This is a genomic window from Colwellia sp. MB3u-41, assembly GCF_014076845.1.
Classification (GTDB): Bacteria; Pseudomonadota; Gammaproteobacteria; order Enterobacterales; family Alteromonadaceae; genus Colwellia_A.
The window spans coordinates 578,815-602,134 of the sequence record NZ_JACGUT010000084.1; the positions used below are offsets into that span (position 1 = coordinate 578,815).

At 37.6% G+C, this 23,320-nt stretch carries 19 protein-coding genes; 13 read left to right on the forward strand and 6 right to left on the reverse strand.

The window, feature by feature from the left end:
• Positions 1-7 precede the first annotated feature (7 nt).
• The 3 genes from rsxB to H4J73_RS19255 all read right to left on the reverse strand — a co-directional run bounded on the left by rsxB (position 8) and on the right by H4J73_RS19255 (position 3,105).
• Positions 8-574: an electron transport complex subunit RsxB gene (gene rsxB, locus H4J73_RS19245; RefSeq protein ID WP_220460131.1), complete on the reverse strand. Its 567-nt coding sequence runs from the start codon at positions 572-574 to the stop codon at positions 8-10.
• Positions 574-1,155 (reverse strand): electron transport complex subunit RsxA, encoded by a 582-nt coding sequence (rsxA, locus tag H4J73_RS19250; protein ID WP_182182076.1) that lies wholly within the window; start codon positions 1,153-1,155, stop codon positions 574-576. The genes rsxB and rsxA overlap by 1 nt, the downstream gene beginning before the upstream one ends.
• Before the next feature lie 156 nt (positions 1,156-1,311).
• Entirely contained in the window at positions 1,312-3,105 is a 1,794-nt protein-coding gene (locus tag H4J73_RS19255) for a GGDEF domain-containing protein (protein WP_310649682.1), read from the reverse strand.
• A gap of 573 nt (positions 3,106-3,678) precedes the next feature.
• On the opposite strand from H4J73_RS19255, the gene rimP reads away from it, so the two are divergent.
• The 9 genes from rimP (at position 3,679) to H4J73_RS19300 (ending at position 15,384) form a co-directional block, all read left to right on the forward strand.
• The gene (gene rimP / locus H4J73_RS19260; RefSeq protein ID WP_182182078.1) at positions 3,679-4,146 is read left to right on the forward strand and encodes a ribosome maturation factor RimP; all 468 of its coding nucleotides are present in this window, start codon (positions 3,679-3,681) and stop codon (positions 4,144-4,146) included.
• A 101-nt stretch (positions 4,147-4,247) separates the two neighbouring features.
• On the forward strand, positions 4,248-5,741 hold the full coding sequence (nusA, locus tag H4J73_RS19265; protein WP_182182079.1) for a transcription termination factor NusA: 1,494 nt from the start codon (positions 4,248-4,250) through the stop codon (positions 5,739-5,741).
• 20 nt (positions 5,742-5,761) lie between these two features.
• Positions 5,762-8,425, forward strand: a complete 2,664-nt coding sequence (gene infB / locus H4J73_RS19270) for a translation initiation factor IF-2 (RefSeq protein ID WP_182182080.1) — start codon at positions 5,762-5,764, stop codon at positions 8,423-8,425.
• Positions 8,426-8,597: 172 nt separating this feature from the next.
• Positions 8,598-9,020: a 30S ribosome-binding factor RbfA gene (gene rbfA, locus H4J73_RS19275; RefSeq protein ID WP_182182081.1), complete on the forward strand. Its 423-nt coding sequence runs from the start codon at positions 8,598-8,600 to the stop codon at positions 9,018-9,020.
• Positions 9,021-9,032: 12 nt separating this feature from the next.
• Positions 9,033-9,995, forward strand: a complete 963-nt coding sequence (gene truB / locus H4J73_RS19280; RefSeq protein WP_182182082.1) for a tRNA pseudouridine(55) synthase TruB — start codon at positions 9,033-9,035, stop codon at positions 9,993-9,995.
• 232 nt (positions 9,996-10,227) lie between these two features.
• Positions 10,228-10,497, forward strand: coding sequence for a 30S ribosomal protein S15 (gene rpsO, locus H4J73_RS19285; protein WP_070376186.1), 270 nt, complete (start codon positions 10,228-10,230; stop codon positions 10,495-10,497).
• 344 nt (positions 10,498-10,841) lie between these two features.
• Positions 10,842-12,959 (forward strand): polyribonucleotide nucleotidyltransferase, encoded by a 2,118-nt coding sequence (gene pnp / locus H4J73_RS19290; RefSeq protein WP_182182083.1) that lies wholly within the window; start codon positions 10,842-10,844, stop codon positions 12,957-12,959.
• A 98-nt stretch (positions 12,960-13,057) separates the two neighbouring features.
• On the forward strand, positions 13,058-13,954 hold the full coding sequence (gene nlpI / locus H4J73_RS19295; RefSeq protein WP_182223383.1) for a lipoprotein NlpI: 897 nt from the start codon (positions 13,058-13,060) through the stop codon (positions 13,952-13,954).
• A 32-nt stretch (positions 13,955-13,986) separates the two neighbouring features.
• On the forward strand, positions 13,987-15,384 hold the full coding sequence (locus H4J73_RS19300) for a hypothetical protein (protein ID WP_182223384.1): 1,398 nt from the start codon (positions 13,987-13,989) through the stop codon (positions 15,382-15,384).
• Positions 15,385-15,516: 132 nt separating this feature from the next.
• Here the strand turns inward: H4J73_RS19300 and H4J73_RS19305 are convergent, their stop codons facing one another.
• Positions 15,517-15,705, reverse strand: a complete 189-nt coding sequence (locus H4J73_RS19305) for a hypothetical protein (RefSeq protein ID WP_182182086.1) — start codon at positions 15,703-15,705, stop codon at positions 15,517-15,519.
• A gap of 180 nt (positions 15,706-15,885) precedes the next feature.
• On the opposite strand from H4J73_RS19305, the gene H4J73_RS19310 reads away from it, so the two are divergent.
• Positions 15,886-17,565, forward strand: coding sequence for a SufS family cysteine desulfurase (locus tag H4J73_RS19310; protein WP_182182087.1), 1,680 nt, complete (start codon positions 15,886-15,888; stop codon positions 17,563-17,565).
• On the opposite strand, the gene tcdA is transcribed toward H4J73_RS19310, so the two are convergent.
• Both tcdA and H4J73_RS19320 read right to left on the reverse strand, forming a co-directional pair.
• On the reverse strand, positions 17,562-18,362 hold the full coding sequence (tcdA, locus tag H4J73_RS19315) for a tRNA cyclic N6-threonylcarbamoyladenosine(37) synthase TcdA (protein ID WP_182182088.1): 801 nt from the start codon (positions 18,360-18,362) through the stop codon (positions 17,562-17,564). The genes H4J73_RS19310 and tcdA overlap by 4 nt on opposite strands.
• Positions 18,363-19,137: 775 nt before the next feature.
• Entirely contained in the window at positions 19,138-20,424 is a 1,287-nt protein-coding gene (locus H4J73_RS19320) for a citrate synthase (RefSeq protein WP_182182089.1), read from the reverse strand.
• A 407-nt stretch (positions 20,425-20,831) separates the two neighbouring features.
• Between H4J73_RS19320 and sdhC the strand changes: the two genes are divergently transcribed.
• From sdhC to sdhA, 3 genes are read left to right on the forward strand one after another with little or no spacing between them, the layout of a single operon-like run.
• Positions 20,832-21,206 carry a succinate dehydrogenase, cytochrome b556 subunit gene (gene sdhC, locus H4J73_RS19325; protein ID WP_182182090.1) on the forward strand — a complete coding sequence of 125 codons (375 nt, stop codon included), beginning with the start codon at positions 20,832-20,834 and terminating at the stop codon, positions 21,204-21,206.
• Positions 21,200-21,547, forward strand: a complete 348-nt coding sequence (gene sdhD, locus H4J73_RS19330) for a succinate dehydrogenase, hydrophobic membrane anchor protein (RefSeq protein WP_182182091.1) — start codon at positions 21,200-21,202, stop codon at positions 21,545-21,547. Before sdhC ends, sdhD begins: the two co-directional genes overlap by 7 nt.
• Positions 21,548-23,320 (forward strand): succinate dehydrogenase flavoprotein subunit, encoded by a 1,773-nt coding sequence (gene sdhA / locus H4J73_RS19335; protein ID WP_182182092.1) that lies wholly within the window; start codon positions 21,548-21,550, stop codon positions 23,318-23,320.

A 23,320-nucleotide genomic window follows, 5' to 3' on the forward strand; every position in this document is an offset into this window, starting at 1 on the left:
TCCTCACCTAATCAAGCTGTACTAAGGGTATATTATTAAGATCCCATTGCCAGTTTTGTGGCGTTTTAGCAATAGGTATCATTACTATGCAATCAACTGGGCAAGGTTCAACACATAAATCACAGCCGGTACATTCATCGGCTATTATGGTGTGCATTTGTTTGGTTGTTCCTAAAATTGCGTCAACAGGGCAGGCTTGGATGCATTTTGTGCAGCCGATACAATCTTCTTCAATAATGAACGCAACTTTAGGAGAGTTATCTGTATCATGGCTTTCATCTAATGGTGGTGGTTCAACTCCCATCAAATCGGCAATTTTTTTGATAGTGTCTTCACCACCAGGAGCACATTTATTTATTGCTTCACCATTTGCTACTGCTTCTGCATAAGGTTTACAACCAGGGTATCCACATTGACCACATTGTGTTTGCGGTAATATAGCGTCAACTTGTTCGGCAAGAGGATCTCCTTCGACATGGAATTTTACCGAGGCAAAACCGAGGATAGCACCAAAGACTAATGCCATACAGCCAAGGACTAATATGGCCAAAAGAGTGGTCACTAGTACGCTCATTATAACTTCACCAATCCAGTAAAACCCATAAAGGCAAGCGACATTAAGCCCGCGGTTATCATCGCAATAGCAGAACCTTTAAAAGGTTTAGGGATATCTGCATTAGCCAGTTTTTCGCGCATGGCTGAAAACATAATAAGAACAAGAGAAAACCCTACAGCGGCACCAAAACCATAAACGATTGATTCAAGAAAGTTATGTTGCTCATATATATTTAATAAGGCGACACCTAATACTGCGCAATTAGTCGTAATGAGTGGCAAGAAGATACCCAGTAAACGGTATAAGTTGGCACTGGTTTTATGTACGACCATTTCGGTAAATTGAACAACCACGGCAATGACTAATATAAACATCATTGTCGTTAAATATTCTAGACCCAAGGGGGCTAAAATATAGGTGTTAACGATGTAACTGAGCAACGAAGCAATAGTCATTACAAAGGTGGTGGCAAATGACATACCGATAGCAGTTTCAGTACGAGAAGACACACCCATAAATGGGCATAAACCTAGGAACTTTACGAGTACAAAGTTATTGACTAATACTGTGCTAACTAACAGCAGTAGATAATCTGTCATTTGAGAATTAATTTTATGAGATAATTCGCACTATTATCCGACTTTATTCATCAGATGACAACCGCTCAATGGCTTAATTTTTGTTGCATATGCAACACCTTGTTATGGTGTAAGGACAATTTTACTAAAGATTATTAATATTTTAGCTTTTTTAGATTAAAGAACATCAGGTTTTCCTAAATAAAAACCTTGGCAACCATCAATGAATAACTTTTCTAAAGTAAACTTTTCTTCTTGACTTTCAACACTTTCAGCTAAAACTGTTATGCTAAGTCTATGTGCAAGGTCAACCATCAATCGGATGAAATATTGATTGTTCTTATCATCATCGATATCACGTGTGTAGGAGCTATCCATTTTAATAAAATCAGGTTTAAGATCACGAAAAAACTTAAATGAGGTTAATCCAACACCAAAACGTTCAACAGTAATGCGTGAGCCGACACGGTGAATCATATCGATAAAGCGTTTACTGGTTTTGATGTTTTGTTGCAGGCCATATTCAGTAATTTCAAAAATTAATTTCGACGCAATTGTTGCCTCTTTTAATAAACGACGTTCCAACCAAATTAAAAAATGTTCATCATGAATACTTCGAGCACTGATATTGATACCAAAAAACTGCTCATGTAAGTTTTTTACTTTAATTTCATTGATGACTTTTTCGATAATCATTTTGTCTACAGCAACCATTTTATCGAGCTTTTCCGCCATAGCGATAAAAGAGGCGGTAGGGAGCACTTCACCACTTGAATTTAAAAACCGAGCAAGAATTTCGCCATAAACTTTATTGTTACGACTATTGGGTTTTATCTGCTGAACAAGTAATTTTAGGCGTTGATTTTCTAAGACACTCTCTATTTCTTGACGCCAGTTCTGGTTACCATAATTAGCACTCGCGCTCTGTAAAATATCTGTGTTACTTTGTGAAAACCAGGCGTTTATTTGCTGAGTTTGTGCAATGCTTATACCCGTGTCTGCTAATGCGAGTAATTCACCCAGTGGTTTGTCTTTATCAAAATAAACTAATCCAGTATAGCCAACTGAATCTAGATCTGATGATTGTTGATAAGCGTTAAACTTACGCGATAATTCATTTGCTGCGTTTTCTGCTTCTTTTAGAGTAATATTGGGTAAAAGGGTTGCAAAGTCAGAGCTGTTGAGTCGATAAACATTAGCACCGCGATAGGTTGCAGTAACACTTTTGATGATTTCTGCTACTTTACAAATATAATGGTCACCTTCATTGTAACCGTGTATTTGATTAATTATTTGCAGTTCAGAGCAACGAGTTATAGCTAAAACGCCAAATTCAACTTGGTTTTCGTCATTAGCAAAGAATTGAATAAATCGATTACGGTTCTCTAATTTTGTCAATGGTTCAATATAGGCTTGTTTTTCGAGTGCCGTAGTGTCATCGATATGCGATGAGATAAGCGCTTCAACCTTTTTTAATCCAGAGGTTAATTCAGGAATATCCATAACTTCATCGTCAGGTTCAAGTTTATTCATCGAGATGACTTGTGCGATGCCGTGTTTAATTTTTTTATTGACGACAAAAACAAGCTGTTTAGTGTGTTTAACACTTAAAGAGCAAGCAATAAAAATAATAATAAGGCTAACAAGAATGGATATAGTCATTATTTTCAACACTAATGTTGCTGAAGTATTGCTATTTACTTGGTAACTGATAGTTGTTTTTAGTTCGCTTGTAAAAACTATTTTTTCAGGGGAAATTAAAGTGACAAGAATATTTGAACGGGGTGTTTTATGCTCAAATATATCTTTGTTTTCTTTTGTTAATGAGAATAACTGAAAATCAGCTAAATTCATCAATTTATTAACGCTTTTAAATTGATCGTTTCTTTCTGAAATATCAACAACAGCGGCAATGGATTTTTGTATATCTAACTGTCTGCTCGACAGAGCAGAAGAGAAAATATAGCTCACGATTACAGCGATAAGAATATTAAAAAAAATCCCTAAAAGGACATTGCGAATTAATAATTGAAAATAGCTATACATAATATGTCGATTTACTGCAAAGATTAGACTTACTTAATTTATAGCATGCTTGATAAAAAATTACTAACTAGCTGTTATTTAGAGTGATATATTATATTAAGAGCAATGCCCCACATAAGTTGAGCTTTTATTGCTTATAGTATGAATTAGGCTTGCGATTCGCTGGTAGGCGCTATATAATTAGCTTAGCTTAAATACAACAATATTTCACTGAAATTCATTTTTTAGTTCCTTACGCTTGAAGTAAAGTTAAAAGTGCTTAAAGCAAAACTTTAAAATAATTTTATATTGTTGTATCGATTTAACGGCTTAGTTTATAAGTCACTAGGTTAAATCAACATCGTGGGTCAGTGTAATAAGCCCCGCGTAATGGGGCTTTTTCGTATCTGGAACCTTTTCAGCACGATAAGTTTTAAGAATTGCTGGGCTATAAGCCCTTTTTTTGTATCTGAATGTTGATACAGAAAGATAAAGTAAGATTTTATTTGGAGAAAATGATTGGCTAAGTTTGAACATAAATTAACAGACATGTTACGTCCTGCTGTTGAAGAAGTTGGCAAGGAATTATTAGGTATTGAATATATCAGTGCAGGTAATAATTCAGTATTACGTTTATTTATCGACCATGAGAATGGTATTGATGTTGATGACTGCGCAGAAGTTAGCCGTCAGGTAGGAGCTATTCTTGACGTAGAAGATCCTATCAGCAGTGAGTTTAATTTAGAAGTATCATCGCCAGGTTTAGACCGACCTTTATTCGATAAACCCCACTATGAAGCAGTGATTGGTGAAATTATCGAAGTGAAATTGTCTATACCATTAAATGGTCGTCGTAAATTTAAAGGGCGTTTAGTTGCCGTTGAAAATGACACGTTAATTGTAACGGTTGATGGCGAAGACTATGATTTAGTGCTCGGTAATATAGTTAAGGCTAATTTGGTTTTTAACCATAATAAAAAGACTTAATCAAAAAATCATAATAATAAAATAAAAAATACGTAGTTGTTCAATTTTGTACCATAAACACAAGTTGGACTGTTCAGAAACGATTAAAAAGGCTAAGTAGCATGAGTAAGGAAATATTACTGGTTGTAGATGCCGTATCTAACGAAAAAGCATTACCACGTGAAAGTATTTTTGAAGCAATGGAAACTGCTTTAGAGACAGCAACAAAGAAAAAATATGAAGGCGACATTATTGTTCGTGTTGCTATTGACCGCACTAATGGTGAATTTGATACATTCCGACGTTGGTTAGTTGTTGCTGATGACGCAGTAGCAGAAAACCCGTTTGCAGAAATGAGCCTGTCAGCAGCACAATACGATAATGAAGAGTTACAGCTTGGTGATTACATTGAAGATCAAATTGAATCAGTTAAATTTGACCGTGTAACTACGCAAACAGCGAAGCAAGTTATTGTACAAAAAATTCGTGAAGCAGAACGTGCACTTATCGTCGAAGCTTACCAAGAACAAATCGGTGAGTTAGTTACGGGTGTTGTTAAGAAAGCGAGTCGCGATAGTATTATCATTGATTTAGGTAATAACGCAGAAGCTGTTATTTATCGTGATGATATGTTGCCTCGTGAAACATTCCGTCCAGGTGACCGTATTCGTGGTTTGTTATACGAGATAAAGACAGAAACACGTGGCGCACAATTATTAGTGACTCGTTCTAAACCAGAAATGTTGATTGAGCTTTTCCGTGTAGAAGTACCGGAAATTGGCGAAGAAATGTTAGAAATAAAAGGTGCTGCTCGCGATCCTGGTTCACGTGCCAAAATTTCAGTTAAGTCAAACGACAAACGTATCGACCCAGTCGGCGCTTGTGTCGGTATGCGTGGTTCACGTGTTCAAGCTGTATCGACTGAACTTGGTGGTGAACGTGTGGATATCGTTTTATATGACGATAATTCAGCACAGTACGTAATCAACGCAATGGCTCCAGCTGAAGTTGCATCAATTATTGTTGATGAAGACAAAGGCACTATGGATATCGCTGTTGAAGAAGGCAATTTAGCGATGGCTATCGGCCGTAGTGGTCAAAATATCCGTTTGGCTAGCCAATTGACTGGCTGGGAACTGAACGTAATGACTGTTGCTGATATGAACGAAAAACATCAAGCTGAAAATGATAAAGTTATTTCTTTATTCACAGATAACTTAGATATCGATGACGACTTTGCTAATTTATTAGCAGAAGAAGGTTTTGCTACGTTAGAAGAAATTGCTTACGTACCAGCCGCTGAAATGCTAGAAATTGATGGCATGGACGAAGAAATTGTAGACGCGCTTCGCGAACGAGCAAAAGCGGCATTAACGACACGAGCATTAGCAAGTGAAGAATCTCTTGAAAATGCTGAACCAGCCGCTGATTTATTAGCATTAGATGGTTTAGAACGTCATTTAGCTTTTGTATTAGCGAGTCGTGGTGTCATTACCCTTGAAGATTTAGCTGAACAAGGCGTAGACGAAATTGCCGATATTGAAGAATTAGATGAAACCAAAGCGGGCGAGTTAATTATGGCTGCGCGTAATATTTGTTGGTTTAACGAAGAATAATTCCCGGGAGAATATAGTAGATGTCAAACACAACTGTAGCAGAACTTGCTCAAGAAATTGGTACACCGGTGGACCGCTTAGTTAGCCAATTGGCTGATTCTGGCGTGAACAAATCCGCAACTGATTCTGTATCACAAGATGAAAAAGAAGCATTGTTAGATCACTTGAAAAAGCAACATGGTGACGACTCAACAGCCGGACCACTAAAGATGACGCTTAATCGTAAATCTAAATCAACGTTAACGATGGGACATGGCAGTAAAGCTAAGTCGGTTAATGTAGAAGTACGTAAAAAGCGCACTTATGTTAAACGTAGCGAAGTTGAAGAGCAACAACAGGCAGAAGCAGAAGCTCAAGCCAATGCTGAAGCTGAAATTGCTGCTCAAGCAGTAGCAGAAGCAAAAGCAATTGCTGATGCTAAAGAAGCTGAAAATGGCAAGGCAGTCGCTGCAGCAAAAGCAGAAGCCGAAGCTGAACGTAAAGCTCAAGCAAAAGCCGAGGCGGATGCTAAAGCTAAACAAGTTGCCGCAGCAAAAGCAAAAAATGCTGAAGAAGCGCCAGTAAAAGTTGCAGAAAGCGATGAAGCTAAAAAAATTCGTCTTGCTCAAGAAGCTGAAACAAAAGCTAAGCTTGAAGAAGAAGCTAAAGAAGCTACTGCCGCAGCTAAGAAGCTAGCAGAAGAAAATGAAGCACGCTGGAAAGAGCAAGAAGCTGAACGTAAAGCTAAAGAGAAGGAAGTTGTACATTTAACTTCTTCTAAGTACGCGCAAGAAGCTGAAGACAAAAGTGACTCAGCTGATGAAAGTGGTCGTCGCCGTAAGAAGAAAAAAGCACCTGCTGCTCGTGGCCGTAATAACGGACGTGGCAAAGGTAAAACGTTATCTTCACCTGAAAGTTTAAAGCATGGTTTTACAAAACCTGTTGAAACTAAAGTACAAGATATTCGTATTGGCGAAACGATTTCAGTAGCAGAGCTTGCCAACAAAATGGCAAAGAAAGGTGCTGAAGTTGTTAAAGCTATGTTTAAATTGGGTGCAATGGCAACCATTAACCAAGTAATTGACCAAGAAACCGCAGCACTTGTTGCAGAAGATATGGGCTTTGACGTTGTACTTGTTAAAGAAAATGCTTTGGAAGAAGCCGTACTTGCTGATCGTAGCCATACCGGTGAAGAAATTACTCGTGCACCTGTTGTTACTATTATGGGGCATGTTGATCATGGTAAAACATCACTACTTGACTATATTCGTAAAGCGAAGGTAGCAGACGGTGAAGCTGGTGGTATTACTCAGCATATTGGTGCTTATCACGTAGAAACGGGTCATGGTATGATCACGTTCTTAGATACTCCAGGTCATGCTGCCTTTACTGCAATGCGTTCTCGTGGTGCTAAAGCAACTGATATTGTTATCATTGTTGTTGCTGCAGATGATGGTGTTATGCCACAGACTGTTGAAGCTATTCAACATGCTAAAGCTTCTGAAGTGCCTATTATCATTGCCGTAAACAAGATGGATAAAGAAGGTGTTGATATCGAACGTGTTAAGAGTGAGTTATCTCAACACGGTGTTTTATCTGAAGAGTGGGGCGGTGAAGTTCAATTCTGTCATGTTTCAGCTAAAACAGGTTTAGGCATCGACGAATTACTTGATTCAATATTACTTCAATCTGAAGTATTAGAATTAACCGCTGTTGTCGACAAAATGGCAAGCGGTGTTGTTATTGAATCTAAATTAGATAAAGGCCGTGGTCCAGTAGCAACGGTGTTGGTACAAGAAGGTACGTTAAAGCAAGGTGATATCGTACTTTGTGGTTTAGAATATGGCCGTGTTCGTGCAATGCGCGATGAAAATGGTAAAGATATTCAATCTGCGGGTCCATCTATTCCTGTTGAGATTATCGGCTTAAGTGGTGTTCCACAATCTGGTGACGAAGCGACTGTTGTTAAAGATGAAAAGAAAGCACGTGAAGTTGCTTTATTCCGTCAAGGTAAATTCCGTGATGTGAAACTTGCTCGTCAACAAAAAGCTAAACTTGAAAATATGTTTGCAAGTATGGCTGAAGGCGAAATTTCAGAAGTTAACGTTGTAATTAAGTCAGATGTTCAAGGTTCACTTGAAGCGATTAGTGACTCATTACTTAAGTTATCTACTGATGAAGTTAAAGTAAGAATCATTGGTTCAGGTGTTGGTGCTATTACTGAAACTGATGCAACGTTAGCGGCGGCTTCTAATGCCATTGTTGTTGGTTTCAATGTTCGTGCCGATGCATCTGCACGTAAAGTGATTGAATCTGAGAACATCGATTTACGTTACTACAGTGTTATTTATGCATTAATCGATGAAGTTAAACAAGCCATGAGCGGCATGTTAGCGCCAGAGTTTAGACAAGAAATCATTGGTCTTGCACAAGTACGTGACGTGTTTAAGTCACCTAAAATTGGTGCGATCGCTGGTTGTATGGTTACTGAAGGTCTTATTAAACGTAGCGCACCCATTCGTGTCTTACGTGACTTGGTTGTTATATACGAAGGTGAACTTGAATCACTTCGTCGTTTCAAAGACGATGTGCCAGAAGTTCGTAACGGTACTGAATGTGGTATCGGTGTTAAGAACTACAACGATGTCCGTGTTGGTGACCAAATTGAAGTATTCGAAACAATAGAAATTAAGCGTACGCTGTAACACTAAATTTTTGCTAATGGGTTGATTCTATATTTATCTATTAGCGTTAATTCAATGTGACATGTAACTTACTGTTGGTAAAATACTAAATGGGGGCTTTGCCTCCATTTTTGTTCATATATTAAAGGTTATCAGGCAAAGAACCTTGATAACCTCATTAGGAGAATTTCTTATGGCAAGAGAATTTGCCCGTACCGACCGTGTCGGACAAGAAATACAAAAAGAAATCGCAACGATATTGATGCGCGAAGTTAAAGATCCTCGTTTGGCGATGACAACAGTTTCAGCTGTGGAATTAACGCGTGACTTAGCTTACGCAAAAATATTTGTTACTTTTTTTACTAACGAAGCGTCAGAAATAAAAAGCTCTATTGAAGTGTTAAATGATGCAGCTGGCTTTATTCGCTCGTTATTAGCAAAAAAACTACGTGCGCGTATTATGCCGCATTTACGTTTTGTCTATGACAGTTCTATGGCTGAAGGTGTACGTATGAGCTCACTCGTTGACGAAGCTGTAGCGAGCGACAAGCACATAGCGGAGAGTTCAGAACGAGACGCTACTGCTACTGATGTAAACAATGAAGAAAATTCATAGGGTATAAGCTAGATGGCTAAACGCAGAAAAGGTCGCCCAATTAATGGGGTGATCCTACTTGATAAACCTTATGAAATGTCATCGAACAGTGCTTTGCAAAAAGTTAAGCGACTTTTTTTCGCACAAAAAGCTGGGCATACTGGTGCATTAGATCCCCTTGCAACGGGAATGCTGCCTATTTGTTTAGGTGAAGCAACTAAGTTTTCACAATTTTTGCTGGATACTGATAAAACTTATCAAGTGACTGCGAAATTAGGTGTCCGCACCACAACAAGTGATGCTGATGGCGAAGTTGTTGCAGAAAAACCAGTCAATGTTTCAAGTGAGCAGTTAGCACTCGCGCTTGAATCTTTTTGCGGTACAACACAGCAAATTCCTTCCATGTATTCAGCATTAAAATATAAAGGTCAGCCTTTATATAAATATGCCAGAGAAGGTGTTGAAGTACCTCGTGAGTCACGCGACATTACGGTTTTTCGTTTAGATTTATTACGCTTTGAAGCTGACGAAGTTGATTTAGATATTCATGTATCCAAAGGGACTTATATTCGTACTATTATCGATGATTTAGGTGAATTACTTGGTTGTGGAGCACATGTTGCGAACTTACGTCGTAGCGCTGTAGGTAATTATCCAACAGACAAAATGGTAACACTTGAGCAGTTACAATCATTAGTTGAGCAGGCTGAAGAACAAGAGTTATCGGCCAGTGAATTGCTAGACCCATTATTATTACCGATGACGACGGCTTGTGATGGCATTCCTGAAGTTTTCATTGATGATATGTCAGCGAATTTTTTACGCCACGGTAATCCAGTACAAGCATCAAATATACCCAGTGAAGGCTTAGTGCAAGTTTTTGTCGGTGATAACATTATTGATGGCGAGTTTATTGGTGTTGGCCATATAGATGACAACGGTTTAGTTGCCCCTAAACGCATTGTAGTTTTAGATGAGTTTTTGAAAACACTGTAATTAAGCGACTTTAGGCACTGATAGCTTGGTTGCAATAGCACTTACCTTAAGCATAAATATTTCTACTGAAAATTATTTATACTTAACGGCGAGTTAATGATATTAAAAATATCGGTTGCAATTACACCTTGCGCTGATACAATGCGCGCTCTTTTGTCATCTTCGCTGAATTAGTGTTTGGCTGGGTGCGAATTTTTAAGTACTTTCGGGTACATAACACTAAGGATTATTTATGTCTTTAAATGCTACAGAAAAAGCTGCAATTGTTGCAGAATATGCTCAAAAAGAAGGTGACACTGGTTCACCAGAAGTTCAAGTTGCTTTGTTAACTACTCAAATCAACCACTTACAAGGTCACTTCAAAGAGCACATCCATGATCACCATTCACGTCGTGGTTTATTGCGCATGGTTGCACAACGTCGTAAATTGCTTGATTACTTAAAAGGCAAGAACGTTGAGCGTTACACAACTGTAATCGCTAAACTAGGTCTACGTCGTTAAGATGTAACTTATTTATTATCTTTTCTAAAGATAGTATCGAAAAAAGGAGCTAATAAGCTCCTTTTTTTATACCTTTTTTTTATGAACCGTTACCCAAATGGTCACAAACCTTCCTTTTTTGTCTTTTCTTAATAACATTTCCCTTTTGTCGCTAGTAAATACGTGGTGAGGTAGTATAATGTGCGTGCAAATTTTTAGAAGTACTAAGCTTTTGCAAAACTAATCAATCCAAACTGTATAATTTTTTGTTCAACTTAAGCAGTGCAAAGTTTGCTCTAAGTGAATAAATAATTGTACAGATTGGTTAATAACTTAAGAATATTAATTTAATAAAAGGAACATTTATGTTCAATACTGTTACAAAAACATTTGAATTCGGTCAACATACCGTAACTTTAGAAACGGGCGCTATCGCTCGTCAAGCAACTTGTGCTGTTATGGCTAGCATGGACGATACGTGTGTATTAGTGTCTGTTGTTGGTAAAAAAGAAGCGAAGCCAGGACAAGATTTTTTCCCATTAACGGTTAATTACCAAGAACGTACATACGCTGCAGGTAAAATCCCAGGTGGTTTCTTTAAACGTGAAGGCCGTCCTTCTGAAGAAGAAACATTAATTTGTCGTCTAATTGACCGTCCAATTCGTCCACTATTCCCTGAAGGGTTTACTAACGAAGTTCAAGTGGTCATCACTGTAGTTTCTGCTAACCCAGAAATTGCCCCAGACATTATCTCTTTATTAGGTACTTCTGCGGCATTAGCTATTTCAGGAATGCCTTTTAGTGGTCCAGTTGGCGCAGCACGTGTTGGTTATACTGACGGCAAATACATTCTTAACCCATTACAATCGGAATTAGAAACGTCTAAGTTAAACTTAGTGGTTTCTGGTACTGATTCAGCCGTATTAATGGTTGAGTCTGAAGCTGATGTTTTATCTGAAGAAGTTATGCTTGGCGCCGTTATGTATGGTCATGAGCAAATGCAAACAGCAATCACAGCGATTAAAGAAATGGCTGCAGAAGTTAACAATCCTAAGTGGGATTGGGTTGCACCAGTTAAAAACGCTGATCTTATTGCTAAAATTGCAGAATTGAGTGAAGCACAAGTTAACGAAGCTTACCAAATTACTGAAAAAGCAGTTCGTTACGAAAAAATTAAAGAAATTCGCGATGGTGTTGTTCAAACATTATTGGCAAGCGATGCAGAGCTTAACGTTCAAGAAGCAAAAGATTTATTTCACGACCTAGAAAAAACGGTTGTTCGTGGTCGCATCACAAAAGGCATGCCTCGTATCGATGGTCGTGATCCTGAAATGATCCGTGCTTTAGACGTAATGACAGGTGTATTACCAAGAACTCATGGTAGCGCAGTATTTACACGTGGCGAAACTCAAGCATTAGTTACTGCTACTTTAGGTACACAACGTGATGCACAACGTCTTGATACTATTATGGGTGAGAAGACTGATGCATTTATGCTTCATTATAATTTCCCTCCATACTGTGTAGGTGAAACTGGTTTTGTTGGCAGCCCTAAGCGTCGTGAAATCGGCCATGGCCGTTTAGCAAAACGCGGTATGTTAGCTGTTATGCCTTCACTTGAAGAATTCCCATACGCTGTGCGTATTGTTTCTGAAATTACAGAATCAAACGGTTCATCTTCAATGGCTTCAGTTTGTGGTGCTTCATTAGCATTAATGGATGCTGGTGTACCAATTAAAGCTTCTGTTGCTGGTATTGCAATGGGCCTAGTTAAAGAAGGTGACGACTTTGTTGTTCTTTCTGACATTTTAGGTGATGAAGATCACTTAGGTGACATGGACTTTAAAGTAGCAGGTACTACCGGTGGTATTACTGCACTTCAAATGGACATTAAAATTGAAGGTATTACTCAAGAAATCATGCAACTTGCTTTAAACCAAGCTAAAGCTGCACGTACTCATATCTTATCTGTAATGGACGAAGCTATATCTGGTCACCGTGATGATATTTCACAGTTTGCACCACGCATTCACACCATTAAAGTTAGCCAAGATAAAATTCGTGACATCATTGGTAAAGGCGGTGCTACTATCCGCATGCTTACCGAAGAAACGGGTACAACTATCGAAATTGACGACGACGGTACTGTCAAAATTGCTGCAACAAATGGCGATCAAGCTCAAGATGCCATTAACCGCATTAAAGCATTAACGGCTGAGATTGAAGTAGGTACAATTTACCAAGGTAAAGTAGTACGTATCGTTGATTTTGGTGCCTTTGTTAACGTACTTCCAGGTAAAGATGGTTTAGTTCACATCTCTCAAATATCTGAAGAACGTGTAAATGCTGTAAGCGATGTATTAACTGAAGGTCAAGAAGTTACTGTTAAAGTACTTGAAGTTGACCGTCAGGGCCGTGTACGTTTAAGTATTAAAGAAGCTTCTGAAAAGAAAGAAGCGACAGTAGCTGACGCTGCTGAATAGCATACTTAAAAAGTTACATAAAAAGGGAGCCTGATGGCTCCCTTTTTTATATACTGAAACTAAATTAATAAAAATATTTTATTAGGTACCTTATTTCTGTGAATAAACTCTTTAAAGTAGCATTTGTTATCGCTATCTCTGCCCTTCAAGGTTGTGCAAGTAATCAACCAGAGACTTCTTCTATTGCTATGAATCAGCTCATCATTGCCGAGCCCTTGGCAATAAACTATAAAAGTGAAATAGCTATAGCTCGACTGACTGACGTTATTCAAAGAGCAGAAATAACCGACGCACAACGAGCTGAACTTTATTATGACCGGGGTGTTATTTTTGACAGTGTGGGTTTACGCTCACTAGCTCGCCTTGATTTTAATCGGGCACTAAGGTTAAAACCTGATTTTGTCGATGCTTATAATTTTTTGGGGATCCACTACACACAATTACAAGAATTCGAGCAAGCGTATCAAGCCTTCGATTCCGCGATTGATTTAGATCCTGAACATGAATATGCATATTTAAATCGAGGTATTGCCTTATATTATGGTGGCCGCCCAGGTCTTTCAATTGATGACTTTAGCACTTTCCATCAACGTAAAAAAAACGACCCTTATCGTATTTTATGGTTGTATTTAGCTGAATCAGCAACAAATGATTTAACTGCTCAGATAGCATTAAAACGAGCTGTTGATTTAGTCGATGATAGCGTTTGGGCTAAAAATATCATTCAGTTGTATCTTGGCGATATTACTGAACAACAATTTGTTAACCAATTATCAAGCGGCACAAGCTCAAGTAAAGCGTTAAGCGAACGTTTGTGCGAAGCTTATTTTTACCTAGGAAAGTATTATCAACTTAAGGGAAGCAATGATATTGCGGCTAACTTTTTTAAAGTAGCACTCAGTACCAATGTTTACGAATTTGTTGAACACAGATACGCTAAACTTGAGTTAGACTTAATGCGACAAGAAACACTACAAGCTGATAAGTCGTCTTAGTGGCTTATATAAATATTTTATCGATACCTTAAATGAAAGTTAAAGTTAGCCTAACAATCATGAGCTTATTGATCCTCCTATCAATAAGCTCTTTTTTATGGATAAATTCACTGATCCAACGGGTAGAAGATGGCTATGCTAGCCACTCACAATTAGCGCTTATTAATCAGCTTGGTCTACATTCAATATTATATAAACGCTTGAACTTATATGGCCAGCAAGATGAGAATAAGCAATGGCAAAATATTGCTAAAGCGCTTGCAAAAAATGATGGGGAAATAGCATTCAAGTTAGCCAACTATTATCTTGCTAAGCCTAAAGAAAATTATCGAAAAAATCGAAATGGTGAACTCTGGCTTAAGCAAGCTATTCGCTTAAATCATAAGAAATCGAGAATCACATTAGCTAAAATTTATCTTAATGAGCATAGCTTCTTAGCCGCCAAAACATTACTTCTTCCGATAGAATCCGATCCATCAGCGTTAAAGCTTTTAATTGAAATTTCGATTTTAACGGGAGAATATAAAAAAACTGATCATTATATTCAAAGGTTTACCGCCATTAGTTCAGAAGATAAAACAGATGAACAACAGTCTTTTTATCAAAAATTAAAGCGTTATAAAATAATAAATAAGCCTGTAATAGCTTCCGAAGTTAGTTGTTTAGCGACAATATCTCCCTTTGCAACCAGCTTAGAAAACTTAGAGTACTTTGAAGAACTTATATCTTCAGCAAGACTAGCTCCATTAAAGCCTTACCTCTGTTTTTCACCCGTAAAGTATATCAGCAAAATACAGCTCGATTGTCAGCATGATGAAAAGGAACCGATTCGATGCAACGAGTCTATCTGGCAAGAGAATAAATTAGTGGGCAATAACCGTTTTATTGCAGTACTTGTTGAAAAAGGAGGTGCTAATGTAAATGCGGGTATCTTATATATCGATAGCAATGATAATGAAGATGTTTTTTTTCATGAGTTGGCGCATCTATTTGGCTTTATTGATGAATATCAATTGGCAGAAAATCATTATCGCTGCTTAGCGATTCAAAATTCAATGTTTTCACATAATATTGCTATTTTACCCCGTTTTTATCAGGGGTCACGACTGGTTGTACGTGAGAAAGTTTTAAGTGAACTGCCATGGGCTAAATACATTGAAAGTCATACCCCCTTGGTGAGTAAAGCTGAACAAGGCTGGAAGCTAGGAACAACTAAAGATAAGTCAGGTAGTGTTGGGGCATATATTGCTGAAAGCTGCGATGAGCAAAACTTTGTTGCAATACAACCCTTAAATCAAAGAACAGCTATGCGATATTATGAAGAAGCTTTTCCAAATTTATATTTACAGATGTTGGCTGATAATCCAAAGAAATTTTTAATGCCTCATTATTTACAAAATGTGAATAGGGCATTGAAAGCAAAAAAATAACGCCTTCGCGTTACTTTATGGCAGGAGTCATTTTAACCACTATTCTTGACCTAAGGGAACACTCAGAAAACTGGGTTGTTCTACGCTGGTCTTAGCTTTATTTTTCTTGATATTATGATGCAAATTAATTGCTTAACTTGGCTTTTTAATCATCATTGTTGTGGTTTTTACCTTGGCTATTGGCCACATCGTATTGTTATTAAAAGTATGCACTTCATCATAAATAGTATTTTCTAAAGGTACTTTATTTAACAATGCTGATTGTTCCTGTTTAGCCTTTGAGTTGCTATTTGCTTTAATGAACCATGAAAATAACTTCATACATATCACCTTTCATTTTCTTCACTCATTAACTTTAGTTGATAATTTGCAAATTTACCTCTCTTATTTGGATCATTGTACAAATAAGGGAGGTGGGCACTTAATTGTTTAAATGATCTGAACTTTAGGTAATGTAAGGTATAATTGTGTCAGTAATATTATCTTTCAATGTAACTTTTTATGAATAAATTTGATGTCAGTACATTTCGTCGGTATTTTCCTTTGCTCAGCAAAAAAATTAATAATTTACCTTTAGTTTATTTTGACAATGGTGCTACCACCCAAAAACCTAATGTAGTTATTGATACTGAAACTGAGGTATATCAACAATATAATGCTAATGTTCATCGAGCTTCGCATGCGTTAAGTGCTAGAGCTACATTGGCTTTTGAGCAAGCTCGAACCGTAGTTCAACGCTTTATTCAAGCCAAGCACGTAGAAGAAGTTATTTGGACTTCAGGTACAACCAGCGGCATCAACTTAATTGCACAAAGCTGGGGGCATAATAACTTATGCTGTGGTGATGAAATATTATTAAGTCATGTTGAACATCATGCCAATATCGTACCTTGGCAAATGATTGCCGAAAAAACAGGTGCTGTTATTAAAGTATTACCTTTAGACACTAATGGTCTGATTGATGAAAATGCACTAGCAGGTTATTTTAATGAAAGAACTAAGGTGGTGAGCTTTGCACATATTTCTAATGTGATTGGTAAAGTTAACCCAGTAAAAAAATTAATTACTTTAGCTAAAAAATACAAAGCAATAACCGTTATTGACGGTGCCCAAGCTTGTGCTCATTTAGCACTTAATATGCAAACCCTTGATTGTGACTTTTACGTGTTTTCAGCACACAAAATGTTTGGCCCAACAGGTGTCGGTGTTTTGTATGGGCGCCGTGAATTACTCAATAGTATGCCCCCGTACCAAGGTGGTGGTGAAATGATTAAACGGGTGAGTTTTAAGGGAACATCATTTAATGAATTGCCTTTTAAGTTTGAAGCAGGAACACCTCATTACGCAGGCGTTATTGCTTTTTCAGCGAGTATTAAATTTATCAATTTATTTTCTTTAACTCAGTTAGCTGAATATGAATATAAGTTGACAACATATTGTTATGAAAAACTGCAAAGTATCGAAGCAATAAAATTTGTTGCCAAGCAGCAACCCGATATTGGAGTAATTTCTTTTACCGTTATTGGTTCTCATAATCACGATATTGCTACCGGGTTAGACGCATATGGTATTGCTATTAGAAGTGGTCATCATTGTGCAATGCCATTAATGGATTATTTAAAACTTAGTGGCTGTATCCGAGTGTCGCTAGCCGCCTACAATACTTATGCTGAAGTCGACTTTTTCATTGAAAAGCTAAATTTACTGATTAAAAATGCCAAAGAAAATGATGAAGGCGTGATCAGTGACCCTGTTATTGACCAAGACGCCCCTAATCGAAATAACGAAACAGCGATGATTGAACGATTTATCCCACTAAAAGGATGGGATACTCGCCATCGAGAAATAATGTTATTGGGTAAAACCTTAGATAGAATGGATAAAGTTTTACGCAACCATACTACTTTAATACAAGGTTGTGAGAGCAATGCTTGGATATATGCCACGACAAACGCTCAGGGTCAATTTTATTTTAGTTGCGACAGCGATGCTAAAGTTATAAGAGGGTTAATGATGATTATTTTAGCCGCCTTTCAACATTGCTCTGCGCAGAAAATATTAGCGTTTGATGATCACGCTTACTTTCTCAAGCTGGGTCTGTCGCAGCACTTGAGTCCTTCGCGAAGTAACGGCGTAAAAGCGATTGTAGAAAAAATTAAAACTATCGCAAACGAGTATTAATTGCTGTTTTTCGCTAAGTATTTTTTAATCGCGCGGCTTGTTGCAAAAAAAGCAAAAGTCGCAGTAACGTGAGTAACGGCTCCAAAACCAGAACTACAATCTAAGCGCACCGAACCTTCATTCACTTGTTTAGCATGACAAACATTTCCTTCATTATCTGGATAAACCAGTTGTTCTGTAGAAAAAACGGCATCAATTGAGAACTTTCGTTTATTACTAGTCTTTGCATCCGCTTTTGGAAAGTTGAATTCACGGCGCAGTTGATTTTTTACTTTAGCGAGTAATGGATCTTGAAAAGTCTGGCTTAGATCGCAAAGTTGAATTTTACTGGGATCTGTTTGACCACCAGCACCACCAATAGTAATAATAGGCAACTTGTTACGTCGGCAATGCGCAATAATCGCTGTTTTTACTTTGACTGAATCAATAGCATCAATGACATAATCAAAATCTTTGTTTAATAGCTCTCGTAAATTATCTAAAGTCACAAAGTCTTCAATAACAGTAACACGACACTCTGGATTAATTTGTTTTATACGCTCAGCCATAACCTCGACTTTACTTTCACCAATGGTTTGGCTGAGAGCATGAATTTGACGGTTAATATTGGTCGTGCAGATATCATCGAGGTCGATTAATGTTATTGCACCAATGCCTGTTCTTGCTAAAGATTCTGCGGCCCAAGAGCCAACACCACCAATGCCAATGACACAGAAGTGCGCTTTTTCTAATAAGGCTGCACCCGCAACACCATAAAGGCGGGCAATACCGCCAAATCTCATTTGATATTCAGACATACTGTTATATTCAGTTCATAAAATTTTTAACATTATAAGGGGCAATGAGTGGTGAAGACAATAAATCAGAGATCGAATTAGCTATTTTATTTTTCTATTAGCCTTTTCAGAGGATTACGCTCTTTTATATTTATCTAGGTATGATTAAGTGTGATGGAAGTCATAGATATTAATATTTCTGTATAGGATAACGGATGAAAATATTAACGGATAGACCGATAAATAGAATATTAAATGGATAAAATACATAATATAAGTGCAGTAGCCATTAAATATGTGATGTATCTCGTGATATTTTAAATGATTTAGCGCTTGAGCAAGAGATGTGTAAGAGCGAATCTTCAGGAAATTGAATTGAAAATTACTCTTGTTTTATCTATAGGGCAATTTTATTCCTTCGAAATTAATATTTTAGTACTTTAAAATCCTTATATACAACATTAAAAATAATGTTTTGACCGAATTTTAACTATATTTTATTTACATCAGTGACTTTTTTTATTTTATTGTTTTTAATCATTATTTTTTACATGAATTATTATAATCCCTTTAGATTATAATGGTTTTTTTCTGAGCGATACTGCTTATTTATGTGCTAAACCAATAATTGTAGATGGAAACTGCGTAAATATTAAAAGGTGTTTATGGCGATATTATCTTGATGATGAAGGCTCGAAAGATAATAAAACGGTTATATATGATGATTAAATTAAATTAAATTAATAAAAAAGGTAGCACATGCTACCTTTTAATAAGTTATTTAAATAAGAGGTTATTATCTATTATTTAATGGTACAAACTCACGATCAATTTCACCAATATAGTTCTGACGAGGACGACCAATTTTTTGACCTGGTTGACCTAGCATCTCATCCCAGTGAGAAATCCAACCTACTGTACGAGACATTGCAAATACTACTGTGAACATATTTGTAGGAATACCGATAGCTTTCAAAATGATACCAGAGTAAAAATCTACGTTAGGGTAAAGTTTTTTCTCAATAAAGTATGGGTCTTCAAGAGCTACTTTCTCAAGAGCCATTGCTACGTCTAAAAGTGGGTCATTGATACCTAATTCTTTCAGTACTTCATGACAAGTTTCACGCATTACAGTAGCACGTGGATCGAAATTCTTGTAAACACGATGACCAAAACCCATTAAGCGGAATGAATCGCTTTTGTCTTTTGCGCGAGCAACAAATTCATCAACACGGTCTAATGTGCCAATTTCTTCAAGCATTTTTAAACAAGCTTCGTTAGCGCCGCCATGCGCTGGGCCCCACAAAGATGCAACACCTGCTGCAATACAAGCATAAGGATTAGCACCAGATGAACCAGCTAAACGTACTGTTGATGTAGAAGCATTTTGCTCATGATCAGCATGTAACGTAAAGATCCTATCCATTGCGCGAGCAACTGTTGGACTAACAATATATTCTTCAGCAGGTACAGAGAACATCATGTGTAAGAAGTTTTCTGCGTATCTTAAATCATTACGTGGGTAGACGAATGGCTGACCGATACTATATTTGTATGCCATCGCTGCAATAGTTGGCATTTTAGCAATTAAACGATGTGCACTACGCAAACGTTGTGCTGGATCTTCTATGTCTAAATCACTATGATAAAATGATGATAAAGCACCAACAACACCACAAAGCATCGCCATTGGATGTGCATCAGGTAAGAAACCTTGAAAGAAGTGAGCTATCTTCTCATGAACCATCGTATGGTTGGTAATAATCTTAATAAATTCATCGTATTGTGTTTTTGTTGGCGCGTCGCCATTTAACAAAATATAACAAACTTCTAAGTAATCAGCTTGTTTCGCTAAGCTGTCAATTGGATAACCACGATGTTGCAAGATACCTTTGCCGCCATCGATAAAAGTAATAGCTGATTCACATGAAGCGGTTGCTAAGAAACCCGGGTCATAAGTAAAATAACCATAATTCCCTAAGGTTCTGATGTCTATCACGTCGTTACCGGCGCTACCTGAAAGTATTGGTAAATCTGCAACTACGTTACCATCAATACTGAGAGTGGCTTTAGATTCAGCCATATGTTTAATCCCCTATAAATTATTAATTCGCTTTTCTGATTTCAGCTTTTGAAAACTTAATCAGTTTTTATGAATATAAAACTAGCCGTATTCTACTTCATTATACCCCCTTAAAGTCAAACGTAATGTTTTAACATTAGACTAAAGTTAAATAAGCACTCTAACTGGTTAAAAAACAAACAGAGATTTGTAAGATAAAGATGAATTGTCGCTTAAGAAAATTGTAATTAAAAATGTTCAGCTATATAATCACATTGATTTAATTTTAATTTGTTTGTTATTTTATTAATATACAAATATAAACCGAGATCACTAGGGGATTGTTCAATTAAGGGTAAATATGTTTGGTTATCTCATTGGACAATAGTAAAAAAGTTAAAGACTCAAAAAACTCTTTAGGCGAAATTGTGAAAAAACAACGTCCTGTAAACCTAGATCTGACTACAATCAAAATGCATCCTTCGGCAAACGCCTCGATATTGCACCGTATTTCCGGTGTCATTATGGTATTTGCTATTGGTATTTTATTGTGGACACTTTCATTATCTCTATCTTCCGCTGAAGGATTTGCTCAAATTCAAGCATTTCTTGATGGCTTCCTATTCAAATTCATTTTGTTTGGCATAATCTCTGCGTTAACCTTCCATATATTAATGGGTGTTCGTCACTTATTCATGGACTCAGGCTATTTTGAAGAATTAGCTTCAGGTAATACCAGTGCTAAATTTGCTATGGCTCTTTGGTTTGTATTCACTGTAGTAGTAGGAGTATGGTTATGGTAAGTAACATCGCTACTGTAGGCCGAAATGGCGTACATGATTATATGCTTGTAAGAGCGAGCGCGATAATATTAACAATATATACGTTAATAATTGCTGGCTTTTTTGTGGTTACCCCAGAAGTTACTTTTGAAACATGGCATGGCTTTTTTAGTTTAATGTCAGTGAAAATTGCAACACTGCTTGCTCTTTTATCACTTGTAGTACATGCGTGGATTGGTATTTGGCAAGTATTGTCGGATTATATCAAACCAGCATCTTTACGTGGGTCATTACAATTTCTCTTTTCTGTTACTTTACTAGTCTACCTTGCGGCAGGCTTTTTAATTGTGTGGGGTGTATAAGTGAGCGTTCCAATTCGTGAATTTGACGCTATAGTCATTGGCGCCGGTGGTGCAGGTATGCGCGCTGCATTAGCTATTTCTGAATCAGGTAAATCTTGTGCCTTGATTTCTAAAGTTTTTCCTACTCGTTCTCATACAGTATCGGCTCAAGGTGGTATCACTGTTGCGCTAGGTAATGCGCATGAAGATCATTGGGAACAACATATGTACGATACCGTTAAGGGTTCTGATTATATCGGCGACCAAGACGCTATTGAGTATATGTGTAAAACAGGTCCTGAATCTATTATTGAGTTAGAGAAAATGGGTCTACCTTTTTCTCGTACTGAAGAAGGTAAAATTTATCAACGCCCTTTCGGTGGCCAATCTAAAAACTTTGGTGGCGAACAAGCTGCACGTACAGCAGCCGCAGCCGATCGTACTGGTCATGCTTTATTACATTGCTTGTACCAACAAAACGTTAAAAATAAAACTAATGTCTACTCTGAATGGTATGCACTAGATTTAGTTAAAAATAGTGACGGTGCTATTGTTGGTACAACCGCTATTTGTATTGAAACAGGCGAGATTGTTTACTTCAAAGCCCGTGCTACGGTATTAGCTACCGGTGGTGCTGGTCGTATCTATGCATCAACAACTAATGCTCACATCAATACTGGTGACGGCGTTGGCATGGCAGTTCGTGCTGGCATACAGATGCAAGACATGGAAATGTGGCAGTTTCATCCAACAGGAATCGCCGGTGCAGGTACGCTTGTTACTGAAGGTTGTCGTGGAGAAGGTGGTTACCTACTTAACAAAGATGGCGAGCGTTTCATGGAACGTTACGCACCAAATGCTAAAGATTTAGCAGGTCGTGACGTAGTTGCTCGTTCTATGATGACAGAGATTCGTGAAGGTCGTGGTTTTGACGGTCCTATGGGTCCGCATCTTAAACTTAAACTTGATCATTTAGGCCGTGAAACGCTTGAAAAACGTTTACCAGGTGTTTGTGATTTATCGAAAACATTTGCTCACGTAGATCCAGCAGTAGAACCTATTCCAGTTATACCAACTTGTCATTATCAGATGGGTGGTGTTCCTTGTAACGTGAATGGCCAAGCGATTAATTTTAATCCAGAAACGGGTAAAGAAACTATCGTTGAAGGATTATTTGCCGTTGGTGAAATCGCTTGTGTATCTGTTCATGGTGCAAACCGTTTAGGTGGTAATTCTCTTCTTGATTTAGTGGTCTTTGGTCGTGCAGCGGGTAATTTCTTAGGCACTTACTTAAATGATACGCAAAGCGGGAAAGATGCCTCTGAGTCTGACTTAGAAGCTTCATTAGCACGTACTAATCGTTGGGAGTCATCTGTTAAAGGTGGTGAAAGTCCAACTAAAATACGTAAAGACTTGCAAAAATGTATGCAATTTAACTTCTCGGTATTCCGTGAAGGTGATGCTATGGCTGAAGGCATGAAAGAGTTGACTGAAATCCGTGAACGTCTTCAGCATGCTAGCCTCGATGACAAGTCTTCAGAATTTAATACGCAACGTATCGAGTGTTTAGAATTAGACAACTTGATGGAAACGGCTTTTTGTACAGCCAAAGCGTCTAACTTCCGCACTGAATCACGTGGTGCTCATGCGCGCGCAGATTTTGCTGTTCGTGATGATGAAAACTGGTTGTGCCATAGTATTTATACGCCAGAGACACAAGCTATGTCTAAACGTAAAGTAAATATGGAACCCGTTCACCGTGAAGCTTTCCCACCGAAAGCCCGCGTATATTAA

Bases quoted from the DNA above. Each gene is read 5' to 3' on its own strand.
- rsxB (WP_220460131.1), bottom strand. From the start codon at position 574: ATGAGCGTACTAGTGACCACTCTTTTGGCCATATTAGTCCTTGGCTGT.
- rsxA (WP_182182076.1), bottom strand. From the start codon at position 1,155: ATGACAGATTATCTACTGCTGTTAGTTAGCACAGTATTAGTCAATAAC.
- nusA (WP_182182079.1), top strand. From the start codon at position 4,248: ATGAGTAAGGAAATATTACTGGTTGTAGATGCCGTATCTAACGAAAAA.
- infB (WP_182182080.1), top strand. From the start codon at position 5,762: ATGTCAAACACAACTGTAGCAGAACTTGCTCAAGAAATTGGTACACCG.
- rbfA (WP_182182081.1), top strand. From the start codon at position 8,598: ATGGCAAGAGAATTTGCCCGTACCGACCGTGTCGGACAAGAAATACAA.
- truB (WP_182182082.1), top strand. From the start codon at position 9,033: ATGGCTAAACGCAGAAAAGGTCGCCCAATTAATGGGGTGATCCTACTT.
- rpsO (WP_070376186.1), top strand. From the start codon at position 10,228: ATGTCTTTAAATGCTACAGAAAAAGCTGCAATTGTTGCAGAATATGCT.
- pnp (WP_182182083.1), top strand. From the start codon at position 10,842: ATGTTCAATACTGTTACAAAAACATTTGAATTCGGTCAACATACCGTA.
- H4J73_RS19300 (WP_182223384.1), top strand. From the start codon at position 13,987: ATGAAAGTTAAAGTTAGCCTAACAATCATGAGCTTATTGATCCTCCTA.
- H4J73_RS19305 (WP_182182086.1), bottom strand. From the start codon at position 15,705: ATGAAGTTATTTTCATGGTTCATTAAAGCAAATAGCAACTCAAAGGCT.
- H4J73_RS19310 (WP_182182087.1), top strand. From the start codon at position 15,886: ATGAATAAATTTGATGTCAGTACATTTCGTCGGTATTTTCCTTTGCTC.
- tcdA (WP_182182088.1), bottom strand. From the start codon at position 18,362: ATGTCTGAATATCAAATGAGATTTGGCGGTATTGCCCGCCTTTATGGT.
- H4J73_RS19320 (WP_182182089.1), bottom strand. From the start codon at position 20,424: ATGGCTGAATCTAAAGCCACTCTCAGTATTGATGGTAACGTAGTTGCA.
- sdhD (WP_182182091.1), top strand. From the start codon at position 21,200: ATGGTAAGTAACATCGCTACTGTAGGCCGAAATGGCGTACATGATTAT.